20 protein-coding genes and 1 pseudogene (1 of these 21 running past the window's edge) are annotated in these 25915 nt (G+C 68.1%); 14 read left to right on the top strand and 7 right to left on the bottom strand.

Translation table 11 applies throughout. The features are described 5' to 3' along the window. The 4 genes and pseudogenes from thiL to rsmD form a co-directional block, all read left to right on the top strand. Positions 1–515 (top strand): annotated as a pseudogene (thiL, locus tag ACTJK0_RS01725) (thiamine-phosphate kinase); it begins 474 nt to the left of the window's first position. 22 nt (positions 516–537) lie between these two features. Beyond that, entirely contained in the window at positions 538–1524 is a 987-nt protein-coding gene (locus ACTJK0_RS01720) for a DAK2 domain-containing protein (protein WP_110542053.1), read from the top strand. Beyond that, positions 1514–3784, top strand: a complete 2271-nt coding sequence (locus ACTJK0_RS01715) for an ATP-dependent DNA helicase RecG (protein WP_440744040.1) — start codon at positions 1514–1516, stop codon at positions 3782–3784. The genes ACTJK0_RS01720 and ACTJK0_RS01715 overlap by 11 nt, the downstream gene beginning before the upstream one ends. Before the next feature lie 42 nt (positions 3785–3826). Then, on the top strand, positions 3827–4456 hold the full coding sequence (rsmD, locus tag ACTJK0_RS01710) for a 16S rRNA (guanine(966)-N(2))-methyltransferase RsmD (RefSeq protein WP_110542052.1): 630 nt from the start codon (positions 3827–3829) through the stop codon (positions 4454–4456). On the opposite strand, the gene ACTJK0_RS01705 is transcribed toward rsmD, so the two are convergent. Together ACTJK0_RS01705 and ACTJK0_RS01700 are read right to left on the bottom strand one after the other, a co-directional pair. Continuing rightward, complete coding sequence (locus ACTJK0_RS01705) at positions 4453–5241, bottom strand: spermidine synthase (protein ID WP_440744039.1); 789 nt, start codon at positions 5239–5241, stop codon at positions 4453–4455. The genes rsmD and ACTJK0_RS01705 overlap by 4 nt on opposite strands. Next, positions 5241–6470 (bottom strand): aminotransferase class I/II-fold pyridoxal phosphate-dependent enzyme, encoded by a 1230-nt coding sequence (locus tag ACTJK0_RS01700; protein ID WP_440744038.1) that lies wholly within the window; start codon positions 6468–6470, stop codon positions 5241–5243. Before ACTJK0_RS01700 ends, ACTJK0_RS01705 begins: the two co-directional genes overlap by 1 nt. Positions 6471–6513: 43 nt before the next feature. On the opposite strand from ACTJK0_RS01700, the gene coaD reads away from it, so the two are divergent. The 5 genes from coaD (at position 6514) to mutM (ending at position 9619) form a co-directional block, all read left to right on the top strand. After that, positions 6514–7014: a pantetheine-phosphate adenylyltransferase gene (coaD, locus tag ACTJK0_RS01695; RefSeq protein WP_440744037.1), complete on the top strand. Its 501-nt coding sequence runs from the start codon at positions 6514–6516 to the stop codon at positions 7012–7014. Between the two features lie 122 nt (positions 7015–7136). After that, positions 7137–7661 carry a DUF177 domain-containing protein gene (locus ACTJK0_RS01690; RefSeq protein ID WP_110540955.1) on the top strand — a complete coding sequence of 175 codons (525 nt, stop codon included), beginning with the start codon at positions 7137–7139 and terminating at the stop codon, positions 7659–7661. 36 nt (positions 7662–7697) lie between these two features. After that, positions 7698–7901, top strand: a complete 204-nt coding sequence (gene rpmF / locus ACTJK0_RS01685; protein ID WP_009356569.1) for a 50S ribosomal protein L32 — start codon at positions 7698–7700, stop codon at positions 7899–7901. Between the two features lie 21 nt (positions 7902–7922). Next, a complete protein-coding gene (rnc, locus tag ACTJK0_RS01680) occupies positions 7923–8651 on the top strand; it encodes a ribonuclease III (RefSeq protein ID WP_110540954.1) in 729 nt (242 codons plus the stop codon). Positions 8652–8656: 5 nt separating this feature from the next. Continuing rightward, positions 8657–9619, top strand: coding sequence for a bifunctional DNA-formamidopyrimidine glycosylase/DNA-(apurinic or apyrimidinic site) lyase (mutM, locus tag ACTJK0_RS01675; protein ID WP_110540953.1), 963 nt, complete (start codon positions 8657–8659; stop codon positions 9617–9619). Positions 9620–9673: 54 nt separating this feature from the next. On the opposite strand, the gene ACTJK0_RS01670 is transcribed toward mutM, so the two are convergent. Genes ACTJK0_RS01670 through ACTJK0_RS01660 form a run of 3 tightly spaced genes read right to left on the bottom strand, consistent with a single transcriptional unit; the run spans position 9674 to position 14426 of the window. Beyond that, positions 9674–10645 (bottom strand): NAD-dependent epimerase/dehydratase family protein, encoded by a 972-nt coding sequence (locus ACTJK0_RS01670; RefSeq protein WP_440744036.1) that lies wholly within the window; start codon positions 10643–10645, stop codon positions 9674–9676. After that, complete coding sequence (locus ACTJK0_RS01665; protein ID WP_440744035.1) at positions 10642–13410, bottom strand: alpha/beta fold hydrolase; 2769 nt, start codon at positions 13408–13410, stop codon at positions 10642–10644. Before ACTJK0_RS01665 ends, ACTJK0_RS01670 begins: the two co-directional genes overlap by 4 nt. Next, positions 13404–14426 carry a 3-oxoacyl-ACP synthase III gene (locus tag ACTJK0_RS01660; RefSeq protein WP_440744034.1) on the bottom strand — a complete coding sequence of 341 codons (1023 nt, stop codon included), beginning with the start codon at positions 14424–14426 and terminating at the stop codon, positions 13404–13406. The genes ACTJK0_RS01665 and ACTJK0_RS01660 overlap by 7 nt, the downstream gene beginning before the upstream one ends. Before the next feature lie 228 nt (positions 14427–14654). On the opposite strand from ACTJK0_RS01660, the gene smc reads away from it, so the two are divergent. Both smc and ftsY read left to right on the top strand, forming a co-directional pair. After that, positions 14655–18278 (top strand): chromosome segregation protein SMC, encoded by a 3624-nt coding sequence (gene smc / locus ACTJK0_RS01655; RefSeq protein ID WP_440744033.1) that lies wholly within the window; start codon positions 14655–14657, stop codon positions 18276–18278. Positions 18279–18367: 89 nt separating this feature from the next. Beyond that, a complete protein-coding gene (gene ftsY, locus ACTJK0_RS01650; protein ID WP_440744032.1) occupies positions 18368–19573 on the top strand; it encodes a signal recognition particle-docking protein FtsY in 1206 nt (401 codons plus the stop codon). Positions 19574–19586: 13 nt separating this feature from the next. On the opposite strand, the gene ACTJK0_RS01645 is transcribed toward ftsY, so the two are convergent. After that, a complete protein-coding gene (locus ACTJK0_RS01645) occupies positions 19587–20828 on the bottom strand; it encodes an MFS transporter (protein ID WP_110540948.1) in 1242 nt (413 codons plus the stop codon). A gap of 225 nt (positions 20829–21053) precedes the next feature. Here ACTJK0_RS01645 and ACTJK0_RS01640 point away from each other — a divergent pair, with 225 nt between their 5' ends. Together ACTJK0_RS01640 and ACTJK0_RS01635 are read left to right on the top strand one after the other, a co-directional pair. Beyond that, positions 21054–22415 (top strand): ammonium transporter, encoded by a 1362-nt coding sequence (locus ACTJK0_RS01640; protein WP_440744031.1) that lies wholly within the window; start codon positions 21054–21056, stop codon positions 22413–22415. Then, positions 22412–22750: a P-II family nitrogen regulator gene (locus ACTJK0_RS01635; protein WP_043453189.1), complete on the top strand. Its 339-nt coding sequence runs from the start codon at positions 22412–22414 to the stop codon at positions 22748–22750. The genes ACTJK0_RS01640 and ACTJK0_RS01635 overlap by 4 nt, the downstream gene beginning before the upstream one ends. Positions 22751–22824: 74 nt before the next feature. Here the strand turns inward: ACTJK0_RS01635 and ACTJK0_RS01630 are convergent, their stop codons facing one another. Beyond that, positions 22825–24243 (bottom strand): glucose-6-phosphate dehydrogenase, encoded by a 1419-nt coding sequence (locus ACTJK0_RS01630; protein ID WP_440744030.1) that lies wholly within the window; start codon positions 24241–24243, stop codon positions 22825–22827. 84 nt (positions 24244–24327) lie between these two features. Between ACTJK0_RS01630 and ffh the strand changes: the two genes are divergently transcribed. Further along, a complete protein-coding gene (gene ffh, locus ACTJK0_RS01625) occupies positions 24328–25911 on the top strand; it encodes a signal recognition particle protein (RefSeq protein ID WP_440744029.1) in 1584 nt (527 codons plus the stop codon). Positions 25912–25915 lie beyond the last annotated feature (4 nt).

The raw sequence follows: 25915 nt of genomic DNA, 5'->3' as shown, positions 1-25915 counted from the left end.
GAGCGGGGGATACCCTGGCGCTTGCCGGAACAGCCGGCCACGCAGCGGCCGGCCTTGCCCTGCTGGAGTCCGGAGTTCCGGTGGACAGCCTGGGCCCGGCGGCGCGTGTCTTCGTGGACCTGCAGTCCCGCCCGCGTCCGCCGCTGGATGCCGGCCCCGAAGCCCGGGCAGCGGGCGCCACGGCCATGCTCGATATTTCCGACGGACTCCTGCGCGACGGTGGGCGGCTGGCCCGGGCCAGCAACGTCGCGGTCGCCCTCGACCCCGGCCGGCTGGAAGAGATGGCGGGCCTCCTTGCTCCGGCAGCGGAACTGTTGGGCGCGGATGCCGCGCAGTGGGTGCTGGGCGGCGGCGAGGACCACGGCCTGCTTGCCACATTCCCTGCCGGCGTTCAGCTGCCAGCCGGATTCACTGCGATAGGCTCGATACATGCACTCGGTACCGACGACGGCCCGGGTGTCCTGATGGCGGGCGGGCCCGCGGACACCGGGGGATGGGATCACTTTGCACACTAAGGTTGCCGCCAACGCGCTGGCGATGAAGAGGTGGCTGGGCAAGGCTGAAACTGCCCTGGGGAACCACAGCGACCGGCTCAACGCCATCAACATCTTTCCCGTGGCCGACGGCGATACCGGAACCAACCTCTACCTCACCGTCCGCGCCGCCGCCCGTTCACTGGTGCTGGGCGAAGACCAGCCGGCCCCCGTTGACGTCGGCGAAGTCCTCGCCATCGCCGGACAGGCGGCCATGGAGGAAGCACGGGGAAACTCGGGGACGCTGTTTTCCGTGTTCCTGTGCGCTGCCGCGGAACCGCTGGCCGGACATACCCGGCTGACGTCCACGCTCCTGTCGGCGGCGCTGAACCGCGCCCAGATCCGGGCCTGGTCAGCCCTGAGCGACCCCGTTCCCGGGACCATGCTTTCGGTCATGGAGGCGGCCGCCCGTGCCGCGGCGGCCGTCGACGCGGGCCAGGACGGCGACGACAGCAACCACGCGCTGGGCCTGGCCCTGGACGCAGTGGTGGAGGGGGCCCTGGCCGCCGTGATCCACACCGAGGAGCAGCTGGACGCGCTGCAGTCCGCCCACGTGGTGGATGCCGGGGGCGTGGGCATGCTCCTGATCCTCGACTGCCTCCGCTCGGCGGTCCTCGGTGAGGAACTTCAGAACGAACTCCTCGATGGCCTGCACGGCTACGACGTCTCCGATCCCCATATCCACACCTCCCTGCCGGACGATGACGGCGTGGAAGTCATGTGCACCATCAGCCTGTCGCCCCTGAACGCCGCAACGCTCCGGCAGCGCCTGGACGAGATCGGCGAGTCCGTCATCATGAGCCAGGTGGGCAGCGGTCCGGATTCCGACGGCAACTACCGCTGGCGCGTCCATGTCCACGTCCCGGAGCCCGGCCAGGCCGTGGACACGATCCGGTCCCTGGGCGAGCCGGCCCAGCTCAGCATCAGTGACCTTGCCCTGCCGCGCGACCCGGACGCCGATGCAGTGAACTCCGGCGGGCATGAACGCTGAGCTGGACCTGGCCCTGGAACGGCGGATCGGAAAACGTTCCGCCGCAGTCATTGAGAAACACCTCGGCATCACCACTGTCGAAGGCCTCCTGACCTATTTTCCCCGCCGTTACCTCATGCGGGGGGAACTGACGGCCATCAACGAACTGCCACTGAACGAGGAAGTCACCCTGATCGCCCGGGTGCTGTCCAGCAGCACAAGGAACATGCAGGCGCGCCGCGGCACCATTACCGACGTCATCGTGTCCGACGACGACGGGCAGCAGGGGCTCCGGTTGGTGGGCGGCCGGGACTTCCACGGCAAAGTGCCCGGGACGCTCAAAATCAGCTTCTTCAACGGATTCAAGGCCAAGAACGAGCTGCTGCAGGGGCGGCGGGCCCTGTTCTCGGGCAAGGTCACCAGCTTCAAAGGCCAGCTGGGCCTCACCAACCCGGACTTCCAGGTTCTGGACGAGGACCCCTTCGTCCACGGCAGTGGCGACCCGGAAAAGCTGGCCGTGATGCCCATTCCGGTGTATCCGGCGACGGCGAAGCTGCCCTCGTGGCGGATCCAGAAGGTGATCGGCACCCTGCTCGAGACCCTGGACCTCGGCTCCCTGCCGGACCCCGTTCCGCCGGCTGTCGCCGCCAGGGAAGGCTTCCTGCCTGTGGCGGAAGCGTACCGGCTCATCCACGCACCTGAAACGCCGGCCGACTGGAAGAGCGCACGGGACCGGTTCCGTTACCAGGAAGCACTGGTGCTCCAGTCCGCCCTCGCCCGGCGGCGGGCCCAGCTTGCCGCGGAGGAGGCCACTGCCCGGCGCCCGGCAGGTGACGGAATCCTGGCCGCGTTCGACCAGGATCTGCCCTTCACGCTCACGGCCGGCCAGGCCGCCGTCGGCAGGACCCTGGCCGGGGAACTCGCGCAGGACACCCCCATGAACCGGCTGCTCCAGGGTGAGGTGGGTTCCGGCAAGACCGTCGTGGCGCTGCGGGCAATGCTGCAGGTGGTGGATGCCGGCGGCCAGGCTGCGCTCCTGGCACCCACCGAAGTACTGGCAGCCCAGCACTACGATTCCATCCGCCGCACCCTGGGTCCGCTGTCCGGCGACGGGCTCCTGGGCGGGCTGGCCGGCGGAAGCGGGCCTTCCGTCCAGGTCACGCTGCTGACGGGCTCGATGCCAACAGCCGCCCGGAAGCAGGCCATGCTGGACGCCGCGTCAGGCACCGCAGGCATCGTTATCGGCACGCATGCGCTGCTCAGCGACACCGTCTCCTTCTACGATCTTGGCCTGATCGTGGTGGACGAACAGCACCGCTTTGGCGTGGAGCAGCGCGATGCCCTCAGGGCCAAGGCCAGGAAGCCCCCGCACCTGCTGGTCATGACAGCCACGCCCATTCCGCGCACGGTGGCCATGACCGTGTTTGGCGACCTTGAAACCTCTACCCTCGATGAACTTCCCAAGGGGAGGGCGCCCATCACCACCCATCTGGTGGGGCTGGCCGAGAACCCGGCATGGGCTGCGCGGATCTGGGCGCGCGCCCGGGAAGAGATCGACGCCGGCCACCAGGTGTACGTGGTCTGCCCCAAGATTGGAACGGACGACGACGGCGACTTCAGTCCCGGGGAGGCGGCACCTCCGGGCGTGGAGGCAGAGGAAGGGCGGGAGCTCGCGTCGGTCACCGCCGTCGTGGACCACCTGCTGGCTGAACCGTCGCTGGCCGGCGTACCACTGGCCCCGCTCCACGGGCGCCAGGATCCGGACCTGAAAACGGAGACCATGGCGGGGTTCACCGCCAACGACATCAAGCTGCTCGTGTCCACCACGGTGATCGAGGTGGGGGTTGACGTCCATAATGCCACCCTGATGATCATCCTCGACGCCGACAGGTTCGGCATCTCGCAGCTGCACCAGCTGCGTGGACGGGTGGGGCGCGGGGGACTGCCCGGAACATGCCTGCTGGTGACCGCCCTGGAAACCGGCCATCCAAGCCGCCGCCGGCTGGACGCAGTCGCCGCCACCACCGACGGATTCGTCCTTTCCCAGGAGGACCTCAAGCTGCGGCGCGAGGGCGACATCCTGGGCGCCTCCCAATCGGGCGGTCGCTCTACGCTTAAACTGCTGCGGGTCCTCGAACACGAGGACGTGATTGCCCGGGCCCGGGACGACGCACAGGCCATCGTCGCCGGCGACCCCTTGCTGTCCGGCCACCTGGAACTTGCCGATGCGATTGAGAAGTACCTCAACCCCGAGAAGGAGGCGTTCCTTGAACGCGGTTAGCAAAGACAGCGCAGCGGACGCGGCCGGACTGGGGTGGGTGCGGTGACCCGGATCATCGCCGGCGCGGGCGGCGGCACCACGCTGGCCGCTGTCCCCGGGTCCCTGACCAGGCCCACCACGGACCGGGTGAAGGAAGCGCTGTTCTCCCGCCTCGATGCCTTCGGCGTGGTGGCGGACTCCCGGGTGCTCGACCTCTACGCAGGCTCCGGTGCCCTTGGGGTGGAAAGCGGCAGCCGGGGTGCGCGGACCGTGGACCTGGTGGAATCCGACGCCAAAGCCAGCGCTGTGTGCCAGCGAAATGCCGACCTGATCAATGGCGTGGTGGGCCGCAAGGCCGTCACCGTGCACCGTTCCAAGGTTGAGCCCTTCCTGGACCGCGCCGCCCCGGACGCAGCCTGGGACCTGGTATTCCTCGACCCGCCCTACCCGCTGGAGGATGGAGCGCTGTCTGCGGTGCTGCAGAAGCTGGCGGCTCACCTGGCCCCGGGTGCAGTGGTGGTGGTGGAGCGCTCGTCCCGCTCCCCGGAACCGGGATGGCCGCAAGGGATGGCACGGTTTGCGGAGAAGAAGTACGGCGAAACCAGGTTGTGGTTCGCCGAGCCGTCCGTGCCCGACGCGATTGCTCCCGATGACGTTGCTGATGCTCCCGGGCCGGACGTCCCGGGGATTTAGCCCGAAAAGGGATCCAGGTCCACTCCGGCGAGGACACGGGCAGGGTGGGGACCGCGCGCGGTAAGTTCCGCCGTCCAGGATTCCGGCCACCGGCCCTGGGTTCCCACCAGGATGATGTTGCCCGGGTACCTGCTCTCGAACATGCCGGCCTCCCCGAATGCAGCCACGTCCGCCATGGCCCCGCGCATCGCCGCCACCTGGCTCCGGACGAGTGTCAGCGCCGCTTCGTCGCCCACGTTGACGATTAGCAGGCCGTGGGGAGACAGCCGCCCGCGGGCCTCACGGTAGAACCCGCGTTCGGCGATGTGGGCGGGCGCGTCCGGGCCGGAGAAGATGTCGAGGATGACGACGTCGAACGGGCCGTCCGTGCCAAGCTCTCCGAGGGCTTCGCGGGCGTCCCCGATGATCGTGGTCAGGTCGGTGCCCTCCGGCATGGGAAGGTGCCGGAGGACGAAGTCGAGCAGCTCGCGTTCCAGTTCCACCGCATATTGAACCGAGCCGGGACGCGTGGCCTGGATGTACCTGGCCAGCGTCAGCGCACCGGCGCCCAGGTGGAGCGCCCTGACCGGTTCTCCGGGCGGCGCCGCCAGGTCCACGAGGTGCCCGATCCTTCGCAGGTACTCATAGAAGATCTCGCCGGGCCGGTCCAGGTTGACGTGGGACTGCTCCGCTCCGCCAATACTGAGCACGTACGCGCCGTCGGTGAAAGGGGCCGGTTCAATGGCCGCGTGCTGGCCCGTGGTCCGCAGGAACCGGCTGGCAGGCAACCCGTTGGCGGCGGCCATCAGAGCCGGCCGCGCAAAGTGGCCAGCCGGGAGGCGGCTTCCTCCAGGACTTCCGTCTTCTTACAAAAGGCAAACCGGAGGAGGCTTCGCGTACGCTCGGCTCCTTCCGGGTGGCAGAAGACGGGCACCGGGATGGCTGCGACCCCCACCAGCGCCGGCAGCCGCCTGGCCAGGTCCAGGGCGTCGGCGATACCCAAAGGCGCGGTGTCCACGTTGACGAAGTAGGTGCCCTGCGGGGTGAAAACGTCAAAACCGGCGGCACGGAGCCCGGCGCTGAGGATGTTTCGTTTCTCCTCCAGGGCCGATGCGATGCCGGTGTAGAACGTGTCCGGCAGGGCCAGTCCCTTGGCGATCGCGGCCTGGAAGGGGGTGCCCGAGCTGTAGGTGAGGAACTGCTTCACCGTCCGGACTGCTGCCACCAGCTCTTCCGGTCCGCTCAGCCAGCCGACCTTCCAACCTGTCAGGGAGAAGGTCTTGCCGGCGGAGGAGATGGTGATGGTGCGGCCGGCGGCGCCGGGAAGCGTGGCCACGGGGGTATGGGCCACACCGAACGTAAGGTGCTCGTATACCTCGTCGGTGATGATGATGCTGCCGTGCCGGGCGGCAAGGTCAACCACGCGCTGCAGGATGGCCGGCGGGAACACGGCGCCGGTGGGATTGTGCGGGTTGTTCAGCAGGACCACTTTTGTCCGCTCGCTGAAGGCCGCCTCCAGCGCCGCCGGGTCCGGCATGAAATCGGGGGCGGCCAGCGGCACGGTCATGTGGGAAGCTCCGGAGAGTCCGATGACGGCCCCGTAGGAGTCGTAGAACGGTTCGAACGTCAGGACCTCATCGCCCGGCCCGGCAAACGCCAGGAGTGAAGCCGCGATGGCCTCGGTGGCCCCCGTGGTGATGATGACACCGGTCGCGGGATCCGGGGTGAGCCCGTAGAAGCGCTCCTGGTGTGCCGAGACGGCTTCCCGGAGTTCGGGCAGGCCCTTGCCCGGAGCATACTGGTTGGCGCCGGCGGCGATGGCGGCGCGTGCCGCCTCCCGGATTTCGGCCGGGCCGTCCTCGTCGGGGAAGCCTTGGCCGAGGTTGATGGTGCCGGTCTGGACAGCCAGCGTGGTCATCTCTTCGAAGATGGTGACTCCAAGGCCGCCGCCGGGTGCCAGGAGGTTGGCTCCGAGCGCTGTCCGCTGCCAGGGAGCAGATGCCAGGGGCGTGGAAAGTTCCCGCGGTGGATGCATCCAGTCATGGTATCCCGGCCTTTCGATGAGGTAGGTTCGGAGCATGAGACGCGCTGTGTGCCCCGGTTCCTTCGACCCCATCCACAACGGCCATCTCGAAGTCATTGCACGGGCTGCCGGCCTCTTTGACGAGGTCATCGTCGCCATTTCCACCAACTACGCCAAGAAGTACATGTTCAGCCTGGAAGAACGGCTGGAGATGGCACGCGAAACCCTGGCGTCGCTCAAGGGCATCGTGGTGGAGCCGGTGGGGGAAGGGCTGCTGGCGGAGTACTGCCGCCAGCGCGGCGTGTCCGCCATCGTCAAGGGACTACGGTCCTCGTCCGACTTTGACTATGAACTGCCCATGGCCACCATGAACCGGCAGCTGAGCGGCGTTGAAACCGTCTTCCTCCCGGCGGAGGCCAGCTACCTGCACTTGTCCTCCACGCTCATCAAGGAAGTTGCGGCGCTTGGCGGCAGCGTGTCCGACTATGTCCCCCGGTCGGTGCACCGGCGCCTGGTTGCCGGCGAGCCTTCGCCGGATCAGCAGCCCAAGCGGTAGGCTGGATCGGTACTTCGGCGCTGCCTCCTGCCGGTTTGAGTCCCTGCGGCTCTTCAGGCTAAGATGGTACGTCGGTCATATGTTCAACAGGAGTTCTCATTAACAGAGATGCTGGTTCGCCCCTGGCGTTCGACGTCAGGGACCTCGGGCGCAGCCCGGGAAGCATGCGGACACTGAAGGAACATGTACCCGCACCGGGTGATCTTGGTGTGGCGCTCATTGGTGTTCAGGAAGGCTCGGATGTCGAGCTGGACCTGAGGCTTGAGGCCGTACACGAAGGAATTCTGGTATCAGGTACCGTGGTCGCCGAAGTAACCGGCGAGTGCGGCCGATGCCTGGATCCCCTTGCGTATGACCTCGAGGTCAATGTGCAAGAACTTTTCTTCTACGAGGGCGCTGAGCACTCGGACGAAGAAGAAGATGAAGAGCAACGTCGAGTCGAGCACGATGTAATCGATCTTGAACCGGTGTTGCGGGACGCGGTTGTCACCAATCTGCCGTTCCAGCCGGTGTGCCGGGAAGACTGCCAGGGCCTTTGCTCCGAATGCGGAGTACGCCTGGAAGACGAGCCGGGGCACCACCACGAGGTCCTGGATCCTCGCTGGGCTGCCCTAGCTGATATGGCTAAGCCTGACCGGCAAAATTGATTTGTACGTGTTTGTCTAGAGAGAAATGAGTTAGCCGTGGCTGTTCCCAAGCGGAAAATGTCTCGCTCGAATACCCGCGCCCGCCGCTCGCAGTGGAAGGCGACCGCCCCCCACCTGGTGAAGACCGTTGAGAACGGCCAGGTCACCTACAGCCTGCCGCACCAGGCAAAGGTCGTTACCGACTCTGCTGGCACCGCGCTGTTCCTTGAGTACAAGGGCCGCAAGGTCGCGGACGTCTAATCGGCCCCCACAGGCTGACTGATGTCTTCAACTGAAGAGCTTCTGAAGCGTCTCGGTGTCTCTATTGATGCCGGGACGCTTCGTCTTGCGCTTACCCACCGCTCGTACGCGTACGAGAACGGCGGCATCCCCACCAACGAGCGCCTTGAGTTCCTGGGCGACTCCATCCTGGGCTTCTCCGTCACCGATGCCCTGTACCGGGACAACCCGGACCTGCCTGAAGGTGAACTGGCCAAGCGGCGCTCCGCCGTCGTCAGTACGCGTGCCCTGGCCGGCATCGGCAGGAGCCTGGGCATTGGCGAGTACATCTACCTGGGCCAGGGCGAAAAGCTGACCCACGGGAAAAACAAGGCGTCCATCCTCGCGGACACCATGGAAGCCCTCATCGGGGCAACCTATGTCTCCAACGACATCGAAACCGCCCGGCAGTTGGTCATGCGGCTGATCGGACCGCTGCTGAAGGACGCCGCCGTCCTGGGCGCCGGCACCGACTGGAAAACCAGCATCCAGGAACTCGCGGCCAGCAGGCAGCTGGGCAGCATCCACTACGCGGTGGACGGTTCCGGACCTGACCATGCCCGCACCTTCACAGCCGTCCTCAACATCGGCGGCACGGCTTACGGCAAGGGCTCCGGCCACTCCAAGAAGGAGGCCGAGCAGGAAGCAGCTGCGGACGCCTGGCGGGTCCTCACCGGCGCGGCGGCCCCGGACGCCGCCAGCCCCTCCGCGGGCTCCGTAGCCGCCAAGTAGCGCCCGTGCCGGAACTGCCCGAGGTGGAAGTGGTGCGCCGCGGCCTGGTGAGCTGGGTCCGCGGCCGGAGCATCAGCGCCGTCGAAGTGCTCGATCCCCGCTCCATCCGCCGCCACGCCCTGGGCACGGAAGACTTCATCGGCAACCTCCAGGGCGCCACCGTGGCCGACGTCGTGCGCCGGGGCAAGTTCCTTTGGCTGCCGCTGGTGGACAACACCGAAGCCGGCGTTGCGGGTGCCTCCGGTACCCCGCACGTGGCCCTCATGGCGCACCTGGGCATGAGCGGCCAGCTGTTGATGCAGGACCCGGGCGTCCCGGACGAAAAGCACCTCAAAGTCCGCTTGCGGCTCAGCCCCCGGGAGGGCATGCCCGAGCAGCTGCGGTTCGTGGACCAGCGGATCTTCGGCGGCCTGTTCGTCACTGCCCTGGTTCCCACGGACGACGGCGGCCCCGGCGGGCTCGCGGAATCGCCGCTGCCGCTGATCGCGGAGGAAGCGGCACACATCGCGCGCGACCCCCTTGATCCTGCCTTCTCCTTCGACCTCTTCTACCAGCGGCTGCGCAAGCGGCGGACCGGGCTGAAACGGGCGCTGCTGGACCAGGGGCTCGTCTCGGGGATCGGGAACATCTACGCCGACGAAGCCCTCTGGCGTGCCCGGCTGCATTACGCCCGCCCCACCGACACCCTGCGCCGCGGTGAGGCCCAGCGGGTCCTCGACAGCACACGGGACGTCATGCTTGACGCCCTGGCGGCGGGCGGGACCAGCTTCGATTCCCTGTACGTCAACGTCAATGGCGCCTCCGGCTACTTCGACCGGTCCCTGAATGCCTACGGCCGCCAGGGTGAGCCCTGCCGGCGCTGCGCCGCAGCCGGCATCCACTCGGTCATCCGCAGGGAACAGTTCATGAACCGCTCATCCCACACCTGCCCGGTGTGCCAGCCCCGGCCCCGCAACGGCCGCTGGTAGCGCCCTCCAGCCCGAAGGGCAGGAGCGCTTGCCCGGCCGGCCCTGCCGGTCGGGTCACCGGGACTGGTAGTGGGCCGCCAGCCGGGCCAGTCCTTCGTCAATCGACACGGCAGGCGCCCAGTCCAGGAGCTGCCGGGTCCGGCGCTGGTCGAACCAGTGGGCCGTGGAGAGCTGCTCGGCAAGGAACTTCGTCATGGGCGGCTCGTCCTGCTTGCCCAGTCCCAGCCAGGCCCGTTCAACCGCGGTTCCCGCGATCCTCGCAACCTTCCCCGGAACTGACCACGATGGCGCGGGCACGCCTCCGGCGGCGCAGATACCGGCGATCAGTTCGCCCACCGGCCGCGGTTCCCCATTGGTGACAACCAGCGCCAGGCCGTGGATATGCTCCATCCGGTCCAGCGCGGCAACGATCGCCGACGCCGCGTTGTCCACGTACGTGGTGTCTATCAGGGCAGCGCCTGCGTCCAGGAGCGGCAACCGTTTCCTGGCGGCGCGGGCCAGTACGCGCTCCACCAGCTGGGTGTCCCCGGGGCCCCACACCACGTGCGGCCGGACTGCCGCCACCCGGAAGTCGGGGGAGTCCGCGGCAATGGCCAGCAGCTCTGCCTCGGCTTTGGTACGGGAGTAGTCACCGTGGGCGTGCACAGGATCTGCCGGCTCTGCATCAAGTCCAGCGATGGCGGCACCCGAATTGGCCACCGAGGGGGAGGACACAAACACGGCGTCCCGTACCCCTGCCTCGCGGGCGGCACGAAGCAGGCCCCGCGTTCCCTGGACGTTCACCTCGTCAAACTCCGCGGCCCGGCCCGTGAAGGAGACTTTGGCGGCCAAATGGATGACCGCCTCCGCATCCCGGACGGCTTCCGCGACGGCGGCAGCGTCGGCGAGTGAGCCGCAGCGGTCCACAGCGCCGTCAACCCCGGAGGGACGCCGCTGGAACGTGGTGACCTCCTGGCCCCGGCGCACCAGGAGTCCTGCGACTGCCCGGCCCAGCAGGCCGCTGGCGCCGGTGACCAGGACCCTCACGGGGTACCCACCCGGCCGCCGGCCAACGTGGAGGAGGCCCACCGGGCCAGCCGCGTCCTGTCGATTTTTGCGTTGTGGCGGATATCGGTGGGCTGCGCGGGAACCACCAGGACCGCTGCCACGGCTACCCCCGCGGCGCGGGCGGCGTCCCGCACCTTTCCAGCCAGTTCGGGGCCGGCAGGGCCCGCTTTGCGTGCCGGGGGAAGGGTTTCGACGACGGCGGCGACCACCTGGGTGCCGGCCGGTCCCACCCCAACGATTCCAGCCATGCGCACGACGTCAAGGCTTTCAATCGCCTGCTCGGCACCGACCGGCGTCACCACGCCGCCGGGGGCGGTGATCACATGCCCAAGGCGCCCCTCCACCCACAGCCGCCCCTCGGCGTCGAAATGGCCCACATCGCCGGTCCGGTGCCACCCGGCCAGGCCGGCGCTGAGCTGTTCGGTCAGCCACAACCGGTCGTAGGCCTCCTTGACGTGCGGTGCGCTGACCAGGATTTCACCCGTCACCCCGGCAACGGTGACCGGCGTCGTCCCGGGCGCGGTGCCGTCCGGGGCGAGGGGAATGACCGCCGCCCGGGCACCGTGGACTGGCTTGCCCACGCAGACACCGTTGCCTGCTCCCGGCACCGTTCCAGCGGCGGCGTCGGCGGCGGCGGCCTGGATCTGCCCAAAGTTGATGTCCGTTATGGGCAGGGCCTCGGTCATCCCGTAGGGGGTGTGCAGCGACGCCGACAGCAGCAGCAGCTGCACCGCTGCAAGGAGCGGTTCCGGAACCGGGGCCCCGGCGGACAGGAGCAGCTCGATGCGTTCGAGGGCCGCGGCGCGCTCCTTGGGCAGACCGGCCCGGGTGTCCACGACGTTCCGCAGGGCAGCGGGAGACGCGAAGACCGCTGTGGCATCGACGGCCGCCGCGGCGTCCGCCAGGGCACGGGCCGTCAGGGTGCGTGGCGCGGTCACGTCCATGGCAGGCGTCACCGAGACCGTTCCCAGCGCCGGGCCCAACAGGGCGAAGGGCGCGAAGCCTGCCACCAGGCGGTGGCCTGGGTGGAGGCCGAACGTGGCGGCCACGATGTCGCGCATCGCCGCGAGCTGCCGGTGGGTGTAGAGCACGCCCTTGGCAGGACCGGTGGAGCCGGACGTGAAGAGGACGGCGGCGGGGGAGTCCGGGTCCGGACAGCCGGCAGCCGCTGCCCCTGTTTCAGCGTCACCGGCTGCATTACCCGCACCGGAAGTGGCCGCTCCAGCGGCACCGGCGCCGGCACCTGCCCGGGACAGGGCTTCGAGGGAGGTCTCCACGGCCAGGAGTGTTCGGCGGGCGGCCGGAAGGTCCCGGACGCTGATCCGCCTGGCCGCCCACCCCAGGGCCCGGGCAGCAACAAGGGCCTTGTCGATCCCAATCAGGAAGTCAGGGGTGGCTCCCTTGACCGCACGGCTCAGGCCCCGGGTGCCCAGGCCGGCGTCAGCCACCACCACCACAGCTCCCACCCGCAGGCAGGCGTAGAGGGCAACGGTGAGGTCGACCCCCGGGGGAACCATCAGGCTGACGCGGGTGCCCTGCCCTGCCCCGGCCATCCGCAGGCCTGCTGCGAGATGGTCAACGTCCTCCGCCAGCTCCGTCCAGGTCAGGGAACGGGCAACGGTCCCGTCAGCGGCCATTTCGACGACGGCCTGCCCACCTCCTGAAGGTCCGGCGGCCCGTTCGGCAAGTTCCGCCCAAAGGGGCCGGAAGCCGGCAGCCGGGGCTGAACCCTGCCCGGCATCCGGCGCCGGGGTCTCGGGCGTCCCGTCGGCGGGCTGGGGCGCACCCGTTGACTGGGGATCCTTTTCACCGGCCGCGGGATTCCCGGCCAGCCAGTCGAAGACGGCCGTGGCGATGTCCCGGTCCTCGGCCACCAGGTGTCCGGCGCCCTCGAAACGGTGCACGGCGGCGTGCGGGAGCCGGGTAAGGAGGTCTTTCAGGTAGCGGTCGGAGAAGATGGGGTCCCGCGGTCCCCAGAGCATCAGGGCAGGGACCTTGAGCCCGGGCAGTCCGTCCGCCACAGCGTTGAGTGCGGCGAAGCTCGGGTGGTTGGCGTCCACCGGAATATCCGCCACGAAGTTGCCCACCCCGGTCCGCCGGGAAGCGCCGCGGTAGGGCGCCATGTAGGCGTTCTTGATATCCGCCGGCAGCGGCGGGTGGGCCAGCGAGTGCGTCACCCGGAGGAAGGCGTCCGACGTCGTGGTTCCCCACTTGTGCACCGCGGGATGCAGGGCAAGGCGGAGCGCCGGCGGGATGGCGGAACCTGCCGGCTGGTGGACCGCTGTATTGGTCAGCACCACGCCCGCCAGCTGTTCCTGGTGGGCTAAAGCCCAGCCGAGGCTGATCACGCCGCCCCAGTCGTGGCCCACCGTCACCACCGGTCCGTCCAGGCCCAGTGCAGCGGTGAGGTCCCCCAGGTCATTGATCCTGTCCGCGAGGCGCCGGAAAGTACCGGTGCGCTCCGAAAAGCCCATATCGAGCTGGTCCACCGCCACTACGCGCCAGGGATGGGCAGGATCGCATCCGGCGGCCAGCAGCGTCCGCCACAGGTAGGACCAGGTGGGGTTGCCGTGCACGCACAGCAGCGTCCCTTCCGGTGCCAGGCCCTGCCGGGCGAGGTGTGCCGCATTGTCCAGCAGGTGCCAGCGGCGCACCGAACCGGGGGCATCAACGGGCGATGTGGAGGGTACGTCGATTTCACGCGGCCATTCGGCGGCGACGCCGGGCCAGTTGGCGATCACCAAGCGATTTCCAGCATGGCGGTGTTCAGGCCGGAACCGACGCCCATGCACAGGACGCGGTCCCCGGCCCCCAGGGACTGCGACTCGGCGGCGAGTGTCATGGGCAGTGACGCGGGTCCCACGTTGCCCCAGTGCGGGAACGTGATGGGCACCTTGGCGGGGTCCAGGTCGATGGCATCGATGATCGCCTGCGTATACGCGTTGCTGACCTGGTGCGTGACATAGCGGTCCATCGACGTCCAGTCCCACTCGGGCTGGGCTTCATGCCAGGCGTCGACGACGAGCTGAAGGCCGCCGTCGAGCAGTCCCTTCGTGTCCGTGTGCATGCCGTCGATGCCGCCCACGCACAGCTCATGGTGCTCGGTGCCGGCGCGCATCACGCCGCCCACCACCCGGTGTGCACCCGGGTGCTCGTCGGCCGGTCCCAGGACGGCCGCGGCAGCACCGGACCCCAGCGTCAGGGTCGCAAATTCCCGGTTGAAGTCCTCGCGCGTGGTTTCCGGCCGCTGCAGCCGGGCCAGCGTGGCCTCCTGGGTCAGCTGGGCGTCCTCGCCATTGACGATGACGGCGTACCTGATCTGACCGGAATCGATCATGTTGGCTGCCAGCGTGAGGGCGTTCACGAATCCGAGGCAGGCGTTGGCGAGGTCGAAGTTCATCGCAGACGACGGCAGGCCGAGCCCGTGGTGGATCTTCACGGCCACGGACGGTTCCAGGTTGCGCCTGGTGACCGAGGTGTTGATCAGCAGGCCAACCTCGGACGCTTCGACGCCCGCCTCTGCCAAAGCCTTGGCGCCTGCTTCCACCGCAGCATCGTCAAAGGAAGTTCCGGGGGCCCACCAGCGGCGGTGCGTGATTCCGGCGACTCGCTCCAGCAGGCGCGGCGGAAACTTCAGCCGCTGCAGGGTTGACGCCAGCCGGCGGTCAAAGTCCGTGGAGCTCACAATCCTGGGAGCTTCGACGCTGCTGACCGAGAGCAGCGCAGTGTTGCTGTGGCGGAAGGTCGCATTACCTGCCAATTCAAGCCCCTCTTCGTTTCGGTCGCGCATTCATGCGGTGACTGTACCCACAAAAGCGCAGGCTCAAGAGCTTAACTATGCCTTTGCCGCGCCGTAACCCGCATATCCGGCCGTCGCGCCGGCCCCGGCACCGGGCGCTGCTGCGGGGAAATGTCGGTCGTGCGCAGTAGATTGTAGTGAGCCGGATCCAGCAATGTGCCCAACCCGCTCCAGGAGACCAGAAAAGCCTTGCACCTCAAAAGCCTCACCGTCCGGGGGTTCAAGTCGTTTGCGTCTGCCACCACCTTCGACTTCGAACCCGGCGTCACCGCCGTCGTGGGTCCAAACGGATCCGGCAAGTCCAACGTGGTGGATGCCCTGGCCTGGGTCATGGGCGAGCAGGGGGCCAAAACCCTCCGCGGCGGCAAGATGGAGGATGTCATTTTTGCCGGGACGTCCGGGCGGCCCCCGTTGGGACGCGCGCACGTTTCGCTGACCATCGACAACACCGACGGCGCCCTCCCCATCGAGTACAGCGAAGTCACCATTTCCCGGACCCTGTTCCGGACCGGCGGCTCCGAATATGCCATTAACGGTGCCGGCTGCAGGCTCCTCGACATCCAGGAGCTGCTCTCCGACTCCGGGCTCGGCCGGGAAATGCACGTCATTGTGGGCCAGGGCCAGCTGGACCGCGTCCTGCACGCCACGCCGGAGGACCGCCGCGGCTTCATCGAGGAAGCAGCGGGGATCCTCAAGCACCGCCGGCGCAAGGAGCGGACGGTCCGGAAGCTGGAGGCCATGCAGGCCAACCTCCAGCGCCTCACCGACCTCACGGCGGAGATCCGGCGCCAGCTCACGCCCCTGGGCAAGCAGGCTGAGGTGGCCCGGCGCGCCCAGCGCGTCCAGTTCGACGTCCGGGATGCCCGCGCCCGCCTCCTGGCCGACGACCTCGTCCAGCTGCAAAACGCACTGGAGAAGGACGTGGCCGACGAAGCCGCGCTCAAGACCCGGCGGGCCGCCGTCGAGCAGGAACTCGAAGCGGGCCGCCGGCAGCAGGCTGCACTGGAGCAGCTGGCAGCGGAGGCCACACCCCGCCTTAATGCCGCCCGGGACACCTGGTACCGGCTCTCCACAGCACGCGAGCGGCTGCGATCCCTCGGCTCCCTTGCCACCGAACGCAGCCGGTTGCTGGGGTCCGAGGACGCGGCGCCACCGCCGGGCCGTGATCCCGAGCAGCTTGAACGCCAGGCAGCCAGGGTGCGGCAGGAGCTGGCCGGGCTTGAACAGGACATCGCGGCCAGGCGCAGCACCCTTGACGCTGCCAGCGCAGCCAAGGCGGAAGCTGAGCAGGCGGCGCTGGAGGAGGACAAGCGGCTCACGGCCCGGCTCCGCGCCGCGGCCGACCGGCGCGAAGGCATGGCACGGCTGGCTGGACAGGTCGGTGCGGCCCGGTCCCGCGTGGAGTCAGCCCAGGCCGAACTGGGCCGGCTGCGCGAATCCCTCGCCGCAGGCACGGAACGCCGCGCCCGTGCCCAGACCGAGTTCACGGCCCTGGAAAACCAGGTTGCCGGGGTGGAGGAAGGGGAAGAATCCCTGGACGCGGACTACGAGGCCGCCAGCGAAGCCTTGGACGCCGTGCTTGCGGAAATCGCCGACCTCAAGGCAGCCGTCAATGAGGGGGTCCGGAAACGGGACGCCCTTGCTGCCCGACTCGAAGCGCTGAAGCTCGGCCTGGACCGCAAGGACGGCGCCCGGCACGTGCTGGAGTCCGGACTTCCGGGAGTCCACGGAAGCCTTGCTGCCGCGATCACCGTGCAGGGCGGGTATGAGGCCGCCATTGCCGCGGCACTGGGGGAGGCGTCCGAGGCAATCCTCGTCCAGGACAGGGACGCCGCAGCAACAGTGCTGCGGCGGCTCAAGGATGACGACGCCGGGCGGGCGGCGCTGCTCCTCGCCTCGCCGGCAGTGGACGACGGAAGGGGCAACGGCAGCGACGGAGCGCGCCCGGCCGACGCCGCGCCGTTGCCGGAAGAAACCCCGTTGCCCGGCGGGGCCCGATGGGCGGCCAGCCTGGTGGACGGACCTGAGGGGCACCTCCCGCTGGTCAGGCACCTTCTGTCCGGGACCGTCGTCGTCACCGGCATCGACGCGGCAGCAGAGCTAGTGGCATCGCTTCCCGCGCTGCGGGCCGTCACCCGTGAGGGTGACGTTTTCACCGCCCTCTCCGCTGCCGGCGGGTCGGCCAAGGCCCCGTCCCTGCTGGAGGTGCAGGCGGCAGTGGACGACGCCGAACGCGGGCTTTCAGGGGTCACCGCGGATCTGGAGCGGAACCGGTTCGCCCTGGCCGCTGCCGAAGCCCGGCGTGCGGACGCGCAGGAGGCAGCGGATGCCGCCCTGGACAGGTTGCATGAATCAGATGCCCGCCTCGCCGCCGTTGCCGAACGCCTTGGCCACCTCAACTCCGTCCTGCGCAGCGCCGTGGGTGAGAGCGAACGGCTGGCAGCGTCCCTGTCCCGGGCAGAACAGAACGTGGCGTCGGAGGAGGAAGCGCTCGCGGCCGTCACCGCACGGCTGGCGGCCGCACAGGAAGCCCCCGAGGAAGAGGAGCCTTCCACCGAACAGCGCGACGCCTTGGCCAAGGCCGCGTCCGCCGCACGCGCAGCCGAGGTGGAGGCGCGCCTGTCCCTGCGCAGCGCCGAAGAGCAGCAGTCCGCAACCAGCAACAGGGTGGCATCCCTGGAACGCGCCGCCGCCACCGAGCGCCGGGCCCGGGAAGAAGCGGCGGAACGGGCACGCCGGCGTGCCATCCAGGCCCGGCGCGCTGCGGCCGTTTCCGCCGGGGTGGAGCTGGCCCTGGGCTACGTGGACATTTCCGTTGATCTTGCCCGGCACGAGCGGGACCTGGCCGAGGAAGACCGCGAACGGCGTGACCGTGGCCTGCGGGAGATCCGGGAAGCCAACGACGCCCTGGCTCGGGAACTGGCCGACCTTACGGACAACGTGCACCGGGATGAACTGGCGCGGGCGCAGCAGCGGGCCCGGATAGAGGCAGTGGAAACCCGCGCCGTCGACGAACTCGGTATCAGTCCGGAAGCACTGGTCGCCGAATTTGGGCCGCATGTTCCCGTTCCCGTTCCCGTTGAGGAGTCCGGCGACAAATGGGCAGCCCTGCGGGCCCCCGTCGATGCCGACGGCCAGGACATCAGGGACGGAAAGCCCTACGTCCGGCAGGAACAGGAAAAGCGGCTGCGGAAGGCCGAACGGGACCTCGCCAGCCTCGGCAAGGTCAACCCGCTGGCTTTGGAGGAGTTTGCCGCGCTCGAGGAACGCCACCAGTTCCTGAGCACGCAGCTGGAGGACCTGAAAGCCAGCCGCCGGGACCTGCTGGACATCATCAAAGAGGTGGATGACCGGGTCCAGCGGGTCTTCGCCGAAGCATTCGAGGACACCCAGGCCCAGTTCATCAGGGTTTTTGAGCGGCTCTTTCCAGGAGGCGAAGGCCGCCTGGTCCTGACCGACCCTTCCGACATGCTGACAACCGGCATCGAAGTGGAAGCCCGTCCCGCGGGCAAGAAGATCAAGCGGCTGTCCCTGCTCTCCGGTGGCGAACGGTCCCTGACCGCGGTTGCGCTGCTGGTGGCGATCTTCAAGGCCCGGCCGTCGCCGTTCTACGTGATGGACGAGGTGGAGGCGGCCCTGGACGACACCAACCTGGGCCGGCTGATCACCATCTTCGAGGAGCTCAGGGAGTCCAGCCAGCTCATCGTGATCACCCACCAGAAGCGCACCATGGAAGTGGCGGACGCGCTCTACGGCGTGACCATGCGCGGCGACGGCGTCTCCACCGTGATCAGCCAGCGCCTGGGCGTGTAGGCACAGCAGCTGCCGCGCGCCGTATTGGGGCAGGTCAGCTGCGTGACGGCGGCCGGAAGCGGCACTGCCGTTTGTGAGAAGCTAGGGGAGTGAATGACATCCTTCCCATTGTCCTGTCCATCCTTGCTGCCCTGGTGGTCATCGGCGGGCTGATCCCGGTCCTGCTCAAGACGCGGAGGAACATCACCCGGTACCCCGGAACCCGGGACGCCAACGACCCCGAGATCCGTTCCGGTGGCAGCACAGCCGTGGCGGACAGGGATGAAACCCTGGAGCGGAAGGCCCCCGGCTACGCGGACCTCGAGGGACTGGACACTGCCACGGTTCCGGATGATGCTGCCGGACTGGAAACCATTCCGGTCGAAACCCCCCTGCCGGTGGCAGGCCGCCTCACCCGCCTCCGCGAACGGCTGGTCCGCTCCAACAACATCATGGGCAAGGGCCTGCTGGCCCTGCTGTCCAGCGACCGCATCGACGAGAGCGTCTGGGACGAGGTGGAGGAAACCCTCCTGCTCGCGGACCTGGGAACCGAACCCACCATGCAGTTGGTGGACGCCCTTCGCGAGCGCGTCAAGGTACTGGGCACCAGGACACCCGAACACGTCAAGGCGATGCTCCGCGAAGAACTCATCAAGCTGGTGGACCCCACCATGGACCGCAGCCTCAACGTCACCCGCCACGCCGACAAGCCGGCCGTGATGATGGTGGTGGGCGTGAACGGCGTGGGCAAGACCACAACCGTGGGCAAGCTGGCCCGCGTCCTGGTGGCCGAGGACAAGGACGTCCTGCTCGGCGCCGCAGACACCTTCCGCGCGGCCGCGGCCGAACAGCTGGCCACCTGGGGCCAGCGCGTGGGCGTTCCAACCGTGAAGTCGGACATCGACGGCGCCGACCCGGCCTCCGTCGCCTATGAGGCCGTGAAGGCCGGCATCGAGCAGGAAGTCGACGTGGTCATGATTGACACCGCAGGCCGGCTGCAGAACAAGGTGGGCCTGATGGATGAACTGGGCAAGGTCAAGCGCGTGGTGGAGAAACTGGCCGAGGTGGACGAGGTCCTGCTGGTGCTGGATGCCACCACCGGCCAGAACGGCCTGAACCAGGCACGGGTCTTCTCCGAGGTGGTCAACATCACCGGCATCGTCCTGACCAAGCTGGACGGAACCGCCAAGGGCGGCATCGTCGTCGCCATCCAAAAGACCCTGGGCGTGCCGGTCAAGCTCATCGGCCTGGGCGAAGGCGCCGATGACCTGGCGCCGTTCGATACCGAAGGTTTCGTCGACGCCCTGCTGAACTGACAGACGTTGGGCGCTAGCTGCCGGCCGTCCGCAGCGTTTCGCGGGTGGGAAGCCACCCGACGGCGGCCAGGAGCATGATCCCGCCGGTCACGCCGAAAGCCCAGCCGAAGCCCAAACGGTCAGCCAGCAGGCCCGCCACGATCGGACCGACGATCGCCCCGACGTCGGACGTCATCTGGTAGACGGCCAGCACCTTGCCTCCGGACCGGCCATTGCCGATGACATCGGCGACGGCGGCCTGCTGGGCGGGGCCGAAAAGCCCCGAGCCCACGCCGGCAAGCGTTGATGCCACCAGGAACCACGGCAAATCCGAGGTCACGCCGATTGCCGCCGTTGCCAGGGCCGCCACCAGCAGGCCCGAGATCATCATGGGCTTGCGGCCCAGCGAATCCGCCAGCCGTCCCGACATCGTGAGGGCGGCCGCGTTTCCGGCGGCGAAAACGGCCAATGCCAGGCCTGCCGCCTGCGGGCCGGCCCCGAAGGCAGCCGCGGCGAACAGGGGCACCGTGGCCATGCGCACACCGAAGGTGGCCCAGCCATTGGCAAAGCTGGAGGCGAGGGCCGACCTGTAGGTTCCGGCGACCAGTGCTTCCCGGAAGGGCATGTCCGGCGCCCGGGCCGCCGCTTCCTCCCCGCCCCGGCGCTGATGGCTGAGCTGCGTCTGCACCACGAACGCGGCCACGAGCAGGGCGCCTGCATACGCGAGGAACGGCACCCGCAGCCCCAGGCCGGCCAGCAGCCCGCCCACGATCGGGCCGCACACGTTCCCGATCAGGAACGCCGATGCGTACGCTCCCGAGACCCGGCCCCTGCTCTTGGGCGGAGCCAGCCGCACCACCAGGGCCATCGATGCCACCGTGAACATCACCGATCCCGCTCCGCCAAGGCCGCGGAAAAGAAGCAGCTGCCAGTAGTCCTGCGCGAACGCACATGCCGCCGTGGACGCAGCCACGATCAGCAGCCCGGCGACATAGACGGGACGTTCGCCGCGCTTGCCGATCAGGGCGCCGCCCGCGGGCGCGAAAGCCAGGCGCATGAACGCGAAGATCGCCACAATGACGGCGGCCTCGGTGTTGCCCACCCCAAAGGTTGTTGCGAACTGCGGCAATACGGGTGCAACAAGCCCGAATCCCAGCGCGATGAGGAACGCGGCGGCCAGCATCACCTTGATGTCGCGCGGAAGTTTCTCCCGCTGCGGCCTCAGCCGCGCCAAAAACCTCGAAGTGGCGCCGCTTGCGCGGGGTGGTGCCGTCATGGTGCAGGTGTCCTTGCTGGAAGGGGAGCCGGGTGGCTGCGCGGGTGCGGAAACATAACCGTAACAAGGCGGATATGCACCATTTACTTCCTAGAGGTTGTTGTAACAGGCCGGCAATCTAAATCCTCCGCGGGCGAAACACGCCACCCACAAACTCTTTACAGGACGCAAAAGGCGTTGGCAGGCGGAGGACTCCGCAAGATTCGATGAGAGAGGACGTGCACCATGGAACTTACCGCAGGTCACGTTTGGGTGATGGTGGCGGCAGCTCTGGTGCTGTTCATGACGCCCGGTCTGGCATTTTTCTACGGCGGCATGACCCGCGCCAAAGCAGCACTGAACATGATGATGATGAGCTTCATCTCCATCGGCATGGTGGGCGTGGTCTGGGTGCTCTGGGGTGCCTCCATGAGCTCCGGTGAAGGGTTCATGGAAATCGTGGGCAACCCGTTCGCCACCTTCGGCCTTGAGGGCATCACCACCCCCGATGGCCTGATCAAGGTGGGCTACGCGGCCACCTTCGCCATCATCACCGTGGCACTGATCAGCGGCGCCATCGCCGACCGCGCCAAGTTCGGCGCCTGGTCCGTCTTCGTCCCCATCTGGGTGACGCTGGTGTACTGCCCCCTTGCCTACATGGTGTGGGGTGGCGGCCTCTTCGGCCCTGAAGGCGCAATCGGCAAGGCCCTGGGCCCCGCCATCGACTTCGCCGGCGGCACCGTGGTCCACATCAACGCAGGTGTGGCCGCGCTGATCCTGGTCCTGATCATCGGCAACCGCAAGGGCTTCGGCAAGGACCCCAACCACCGCCCGCACAACATCCCGTTCGTCATGCTCGGCGCAGCCATCCTGTGGTTCGGCTGGTTCGGCTTCAACGGCGGCGCGGCCACCACTGCCGAACAGGGCGGCCTGATCTGGATCAACACCCTCGCAGCACCTGCTGCAGCCATGCTTGGCTGGCTGGTCACCGAACGCATCCGCGACGGACACCCCACCTCCCTGGGTGCCGCCTCCGGTGTGGTGGCAGGCCTGGTGGCCATCACCCCCGCCTGCGCCAACGTCAGCCCGGTGGGCGCCCTGGGCCTGGGTGTCGTGGCCGGTGTGGCTTCCGCCCTGGCAGTCGGCCTGAAGTTCCGCTGGGGCTTCGATGACTCGCTGGACGTCGTCGGCGTCCACCTCGTCTCCGGCATCATCGGCACCATCGCCCTGGGCTTCATCGCACTGCCCACAGACGGCGTTGGCGGCGGGCTCTTCTACGGCGGCGGACTGACGCAGCTCTGGGCACAGCTCGCAGCGGCGGGCGTCGCCATCGCCTACTCCGCAGTCCTGACGACCATCATCGCGCTGGCCATCCACAAGACCATGGGCTTCCGCGTCTCGCAGGAACAGGAAACGGTGGGTGTGGACCTCAGCCTGCACGCCGAGACTGCCTACGAGTTCGGCGTCAGCGGACACGGCGGAAGCTTCCAGCCGCTGCACGACATGATCACCGGCAAGGGCCAGGGCCAGTCCCACGAGTCCGTGCAGCCGGCAGCGGGAGCAGAGAAGGCACAGCCGGCAACAGGTAAGGAAAGCGTGGGGGCATGAAACTGATCACTGCAATCGTCAGGCCGGAAAAGCTCGAAGCCATCCGTGAAGGACTGGAAGCCTACGGCGTACAGGGCCTGACCGTCAGCGCAGCCAGCGGCTACGGCCGGCAGCGCGGCTACACCGAGGTCTACCGCGGAGCAGAATACAACGTGGACCTGCTGCCCAAGATCCGGGTGGAGGTGCTCGCCACGGATGAGCAGGCCGACGACATCCTGGACGTGATCATCGCCAGCTCCAACACCGGCAGGGCCGGGGATGGCAAAGTCTGGACCATCGACGTGCATGAAGCAGTCCGGGTACGGACCGGGGAGCGCGGAGTGGCCGCCATCTAGGCGGCCCCTGGCTCCAAAAAGCCGCCTTCGNCCCCACCTGTCTTTGTTTCCACCCGAAAGCGGCGGAAGCCCGCTCAGTCCCCCACGGCGGGGGTGGGTTGGCGGTTGGTGGGCCACGACGGCGGACCGGCCGAACCGGCGTCGTACTCCTCCAGCGGGACCTCCCCGCGCTCCCAGGCCTTTAGGACCGGCTCAACGATCCGCCAGCAGTCCTCCGCCGTGTCGCTCCGGACGGACAGCAGCGGGTCGCCGGCCAGCACGCCTTCCAGCACTTCGCCGTAGGGCAGGAGGTCGGAGGCGCTCAGTTCCGCTTCCAACGTGACCCGGCCCAGGCTGAAGATGTTCCCGGGGCCGTTGACGTCGACGTCGAATTCCAGGGTGTCCGGACCGAAACCGATCCGCAGCTGGTTGGGGGAGTCCACCCCGGTGAATCCCTCGGGCAGGTGGGGCACCGGCAGGAAGGTCACCACAGCTTCCTTGCGCCTGTCACCCAGTGCCTTACCCGAGCGCAGGATGAAGGGCACGCCCCGCCAGCGCCAGTTGTCTATTCCTACCTGGATCTCGGCGAGTGTCTCCGTTTCGCGTCCGGGGTCCACGCCTTCCTCCCTCGCATAGTCGGGGACGTCCTTCCCTGCAACGGAGCCTGCCGTGTAGCGGGCCCTCCGCGTTGATTCAGTGAAGGGGGCGTTAACGCTGCTGGCCCGCAGGACGGTGGAGACTGCGTCGCGAAGGTCGCGCTCGCCGATGGTGGCAGGCGGCTCGATGGCCATGATCGCCATGACCTGCAGGAGGTGGCTCTGGATCATGTCCCGGAGGGCGCCGGCGTTGTCGTAGTACCGGGCGCGTCCTTCCAGGGCCAGGTCCTCGTCGAAGAAGATTTCCACCTTCTCCACGTGCTGCCTGTTCCACACCGGCTCAAGGAAATTGTTGGCGAACCGCAGGCCCAGGATGTTCAGGACGGTGGCCTTGCCCAGGAAGTGGTCGACGCGGTGAATGTGGTCCTCAGGGACCAGCCGTGCCAGCGTCCGGTTCAGGGACCGTGCGGATTCCTCACTGGAGCCGAACGGCTTCTCCATGACCAGGCGGGTGCCTTCCGGGACTTCCTGTGGCTGGAGGATTTCGCAGGCGAGCTGGCTGATCCGGGGAGGAAGTGCGAAATAGACTGCCACCGGGCCTTGCAGGCTCTTCAGCAATGCCGCGAGCGCACCTTTGGCGGTGACATCCACCTGGTGGTAAACGGTGTCTTTCTGAACCGCCTCAAGCGATTCCTTGCCGTGCGCAGCGGCCGTGCCGGCGGCGGCCTCGAAGGAGGACTGGACGCGTTCCCGCCATTGGTCCGGCGTCCAGGGATCGGAACCGGCCCCCACCAGGCGCAGGCCTTCTGTGTGGCCTGCCGCGACCAGCCGGGCCAGGCCCGGAAGCAGGAGCCGGCCGGTGAGGTCGCCCGAGGCACCAAGGATGAGCAGGGTCTTCACTGTTGTTTGGCTCGTCATTTTGCCAGCATGCCACCTACCGCGCCTGACTTGATACCCTAGATAGTCGAGTCCCGATCATCTCCTGAAAGAAGTTCACGGCGCGTGTTCAATTCACTCTCTGACCGGTTGACAGCAACCTTCAAGAATCTCCGCGGCAAGGGCCGCCTCACGGAGGCCGATGTTGATGCCACCGTCCGGGAGATCCGCCGTGCCCTCCTGGACGCGGACGTTGCCGTCCCGGTGGTCCGGGAATTCACCGGGCGGGTCCGCGAACGGGCGCTGGGCGCGGAGGTGTCGGCTGCGCTGAACCCGAGCCAGCAGATCGTCAAGATCGTCAACGAGGAACTCCAGGAGATCCTTGGCGGCGAGACGCGCAGGATCCGGCTGGCAAAGAACGGCCCCACGGTCATCATGCTCGCCGGCCTCCAGGGCGCGGGCAAGACCACCCTGGCCGGCAAGCTGTCGAAATGGCTGAAGGCCCAGGGCCACAGCCCCATGCTGGTGGCCTGCGACCTCCAGCGCCCCAATGCTGTCACCCAGCTCCAGGTGGTGGGCCAGCGCGCCAATGTGCCGGTCTTCGCCCCGCACCCCGGAGCCACCTCCACCGAGCTGGACCAGCCCGCCGGCGACCCGGTCGCCGTCGCCCGTGCCGGCGTCGAGGAAGCCCGCCAGAAGCTGCATGACGTCGTTATCGTCGACACCGCCGGACGCCTCGGCGTGGACGCCGACATGATGGAGCAGGCCCGCCAGATCCGCCGCGCCATCGTGCCCAACGAAGTCCTGTTCGTGATCGACTCCATGATCGGCCAGGACGCCGTCAACACGGCGCTTGCCTTCGATGAAGGCGTCAACTTCACGGGCATCGTGCTGTCCAAGCTCGACGGCGACGCCCGCGGTGGTGCCGCGCTCTCCGTCGCGTCGGTCACCGGCAAGCCCGTCATGTTCGCCTCCACCGGCGAAGGCCTGGACGACTTCGAGCTGTTCCACCCGGACCGGATGGCCTCGCGCATCCTGGACATGGGCGACATGCTCACCCTTATCGAACAGGCCGAAAAGGCCTGGGACAAGGATGAAGCTGCCCGGATGGCGAAGAAGTTCGCCGACCAGGAAGACTTCACCCTTGAGGACTTCCTGGCCCAGATGCAGCAGATCCGCAACATGGGCTCTATGAAGAAGATGCTCATGATGATGCCGGGTGCGCAGAACATCCGGCAGCAGCTGGAGCACTTCGACGAGCGGGAAATCGACCGCGTGGAGGCCATTGTCCGGTCGATGACGCCGCACGAGCGGCTGGCGCCGAAGATCATCAACGGTTCACGGCGGGCCCGCATCGCCCGTGGTTCCGGCGTCCATGTCTCCGAGGTCAACGGCCTGCTGGAACGCTTCGCCCAGGCCCAGAAGATGATGAAGAAGATGGCCCAGGGCGGCATGCCGGGAATGCCAGGGATGCCGGGAATGCCCGGTGCCGGCGCGGGTTCGCGGAAGAACGCAAAGAACGCCCCCAAGAAGAAGGCCAAGTCGGGCAACCCGGCCAAGGCGGCACAGGAACGCAAGGAGATGGAGGCCCGCCGCGCCAACGCAGCCAAGGCCCTGCCCACCGGCGCGGCATTCGGCCAGCAGGGCGGGGACTTCGATCCGTCCCAGCTGAACCTTCCCAAGGGCTTCGACAAGTTCCTGGGCAAGTAGGAGT

Source organism: Paenarthrobacter sp. 22069 (assembly GCF_052046035.1).
Lineage (GTDB): Bacteria > Actinomycetota > Actinomycetes > Actinomycetales > Micrococcaceae > Arthrobacter.
Note: the sequence above shows the minus strand (reverse complement) of the source record. Positions and strands in the feature narration are given on the sequence as shown.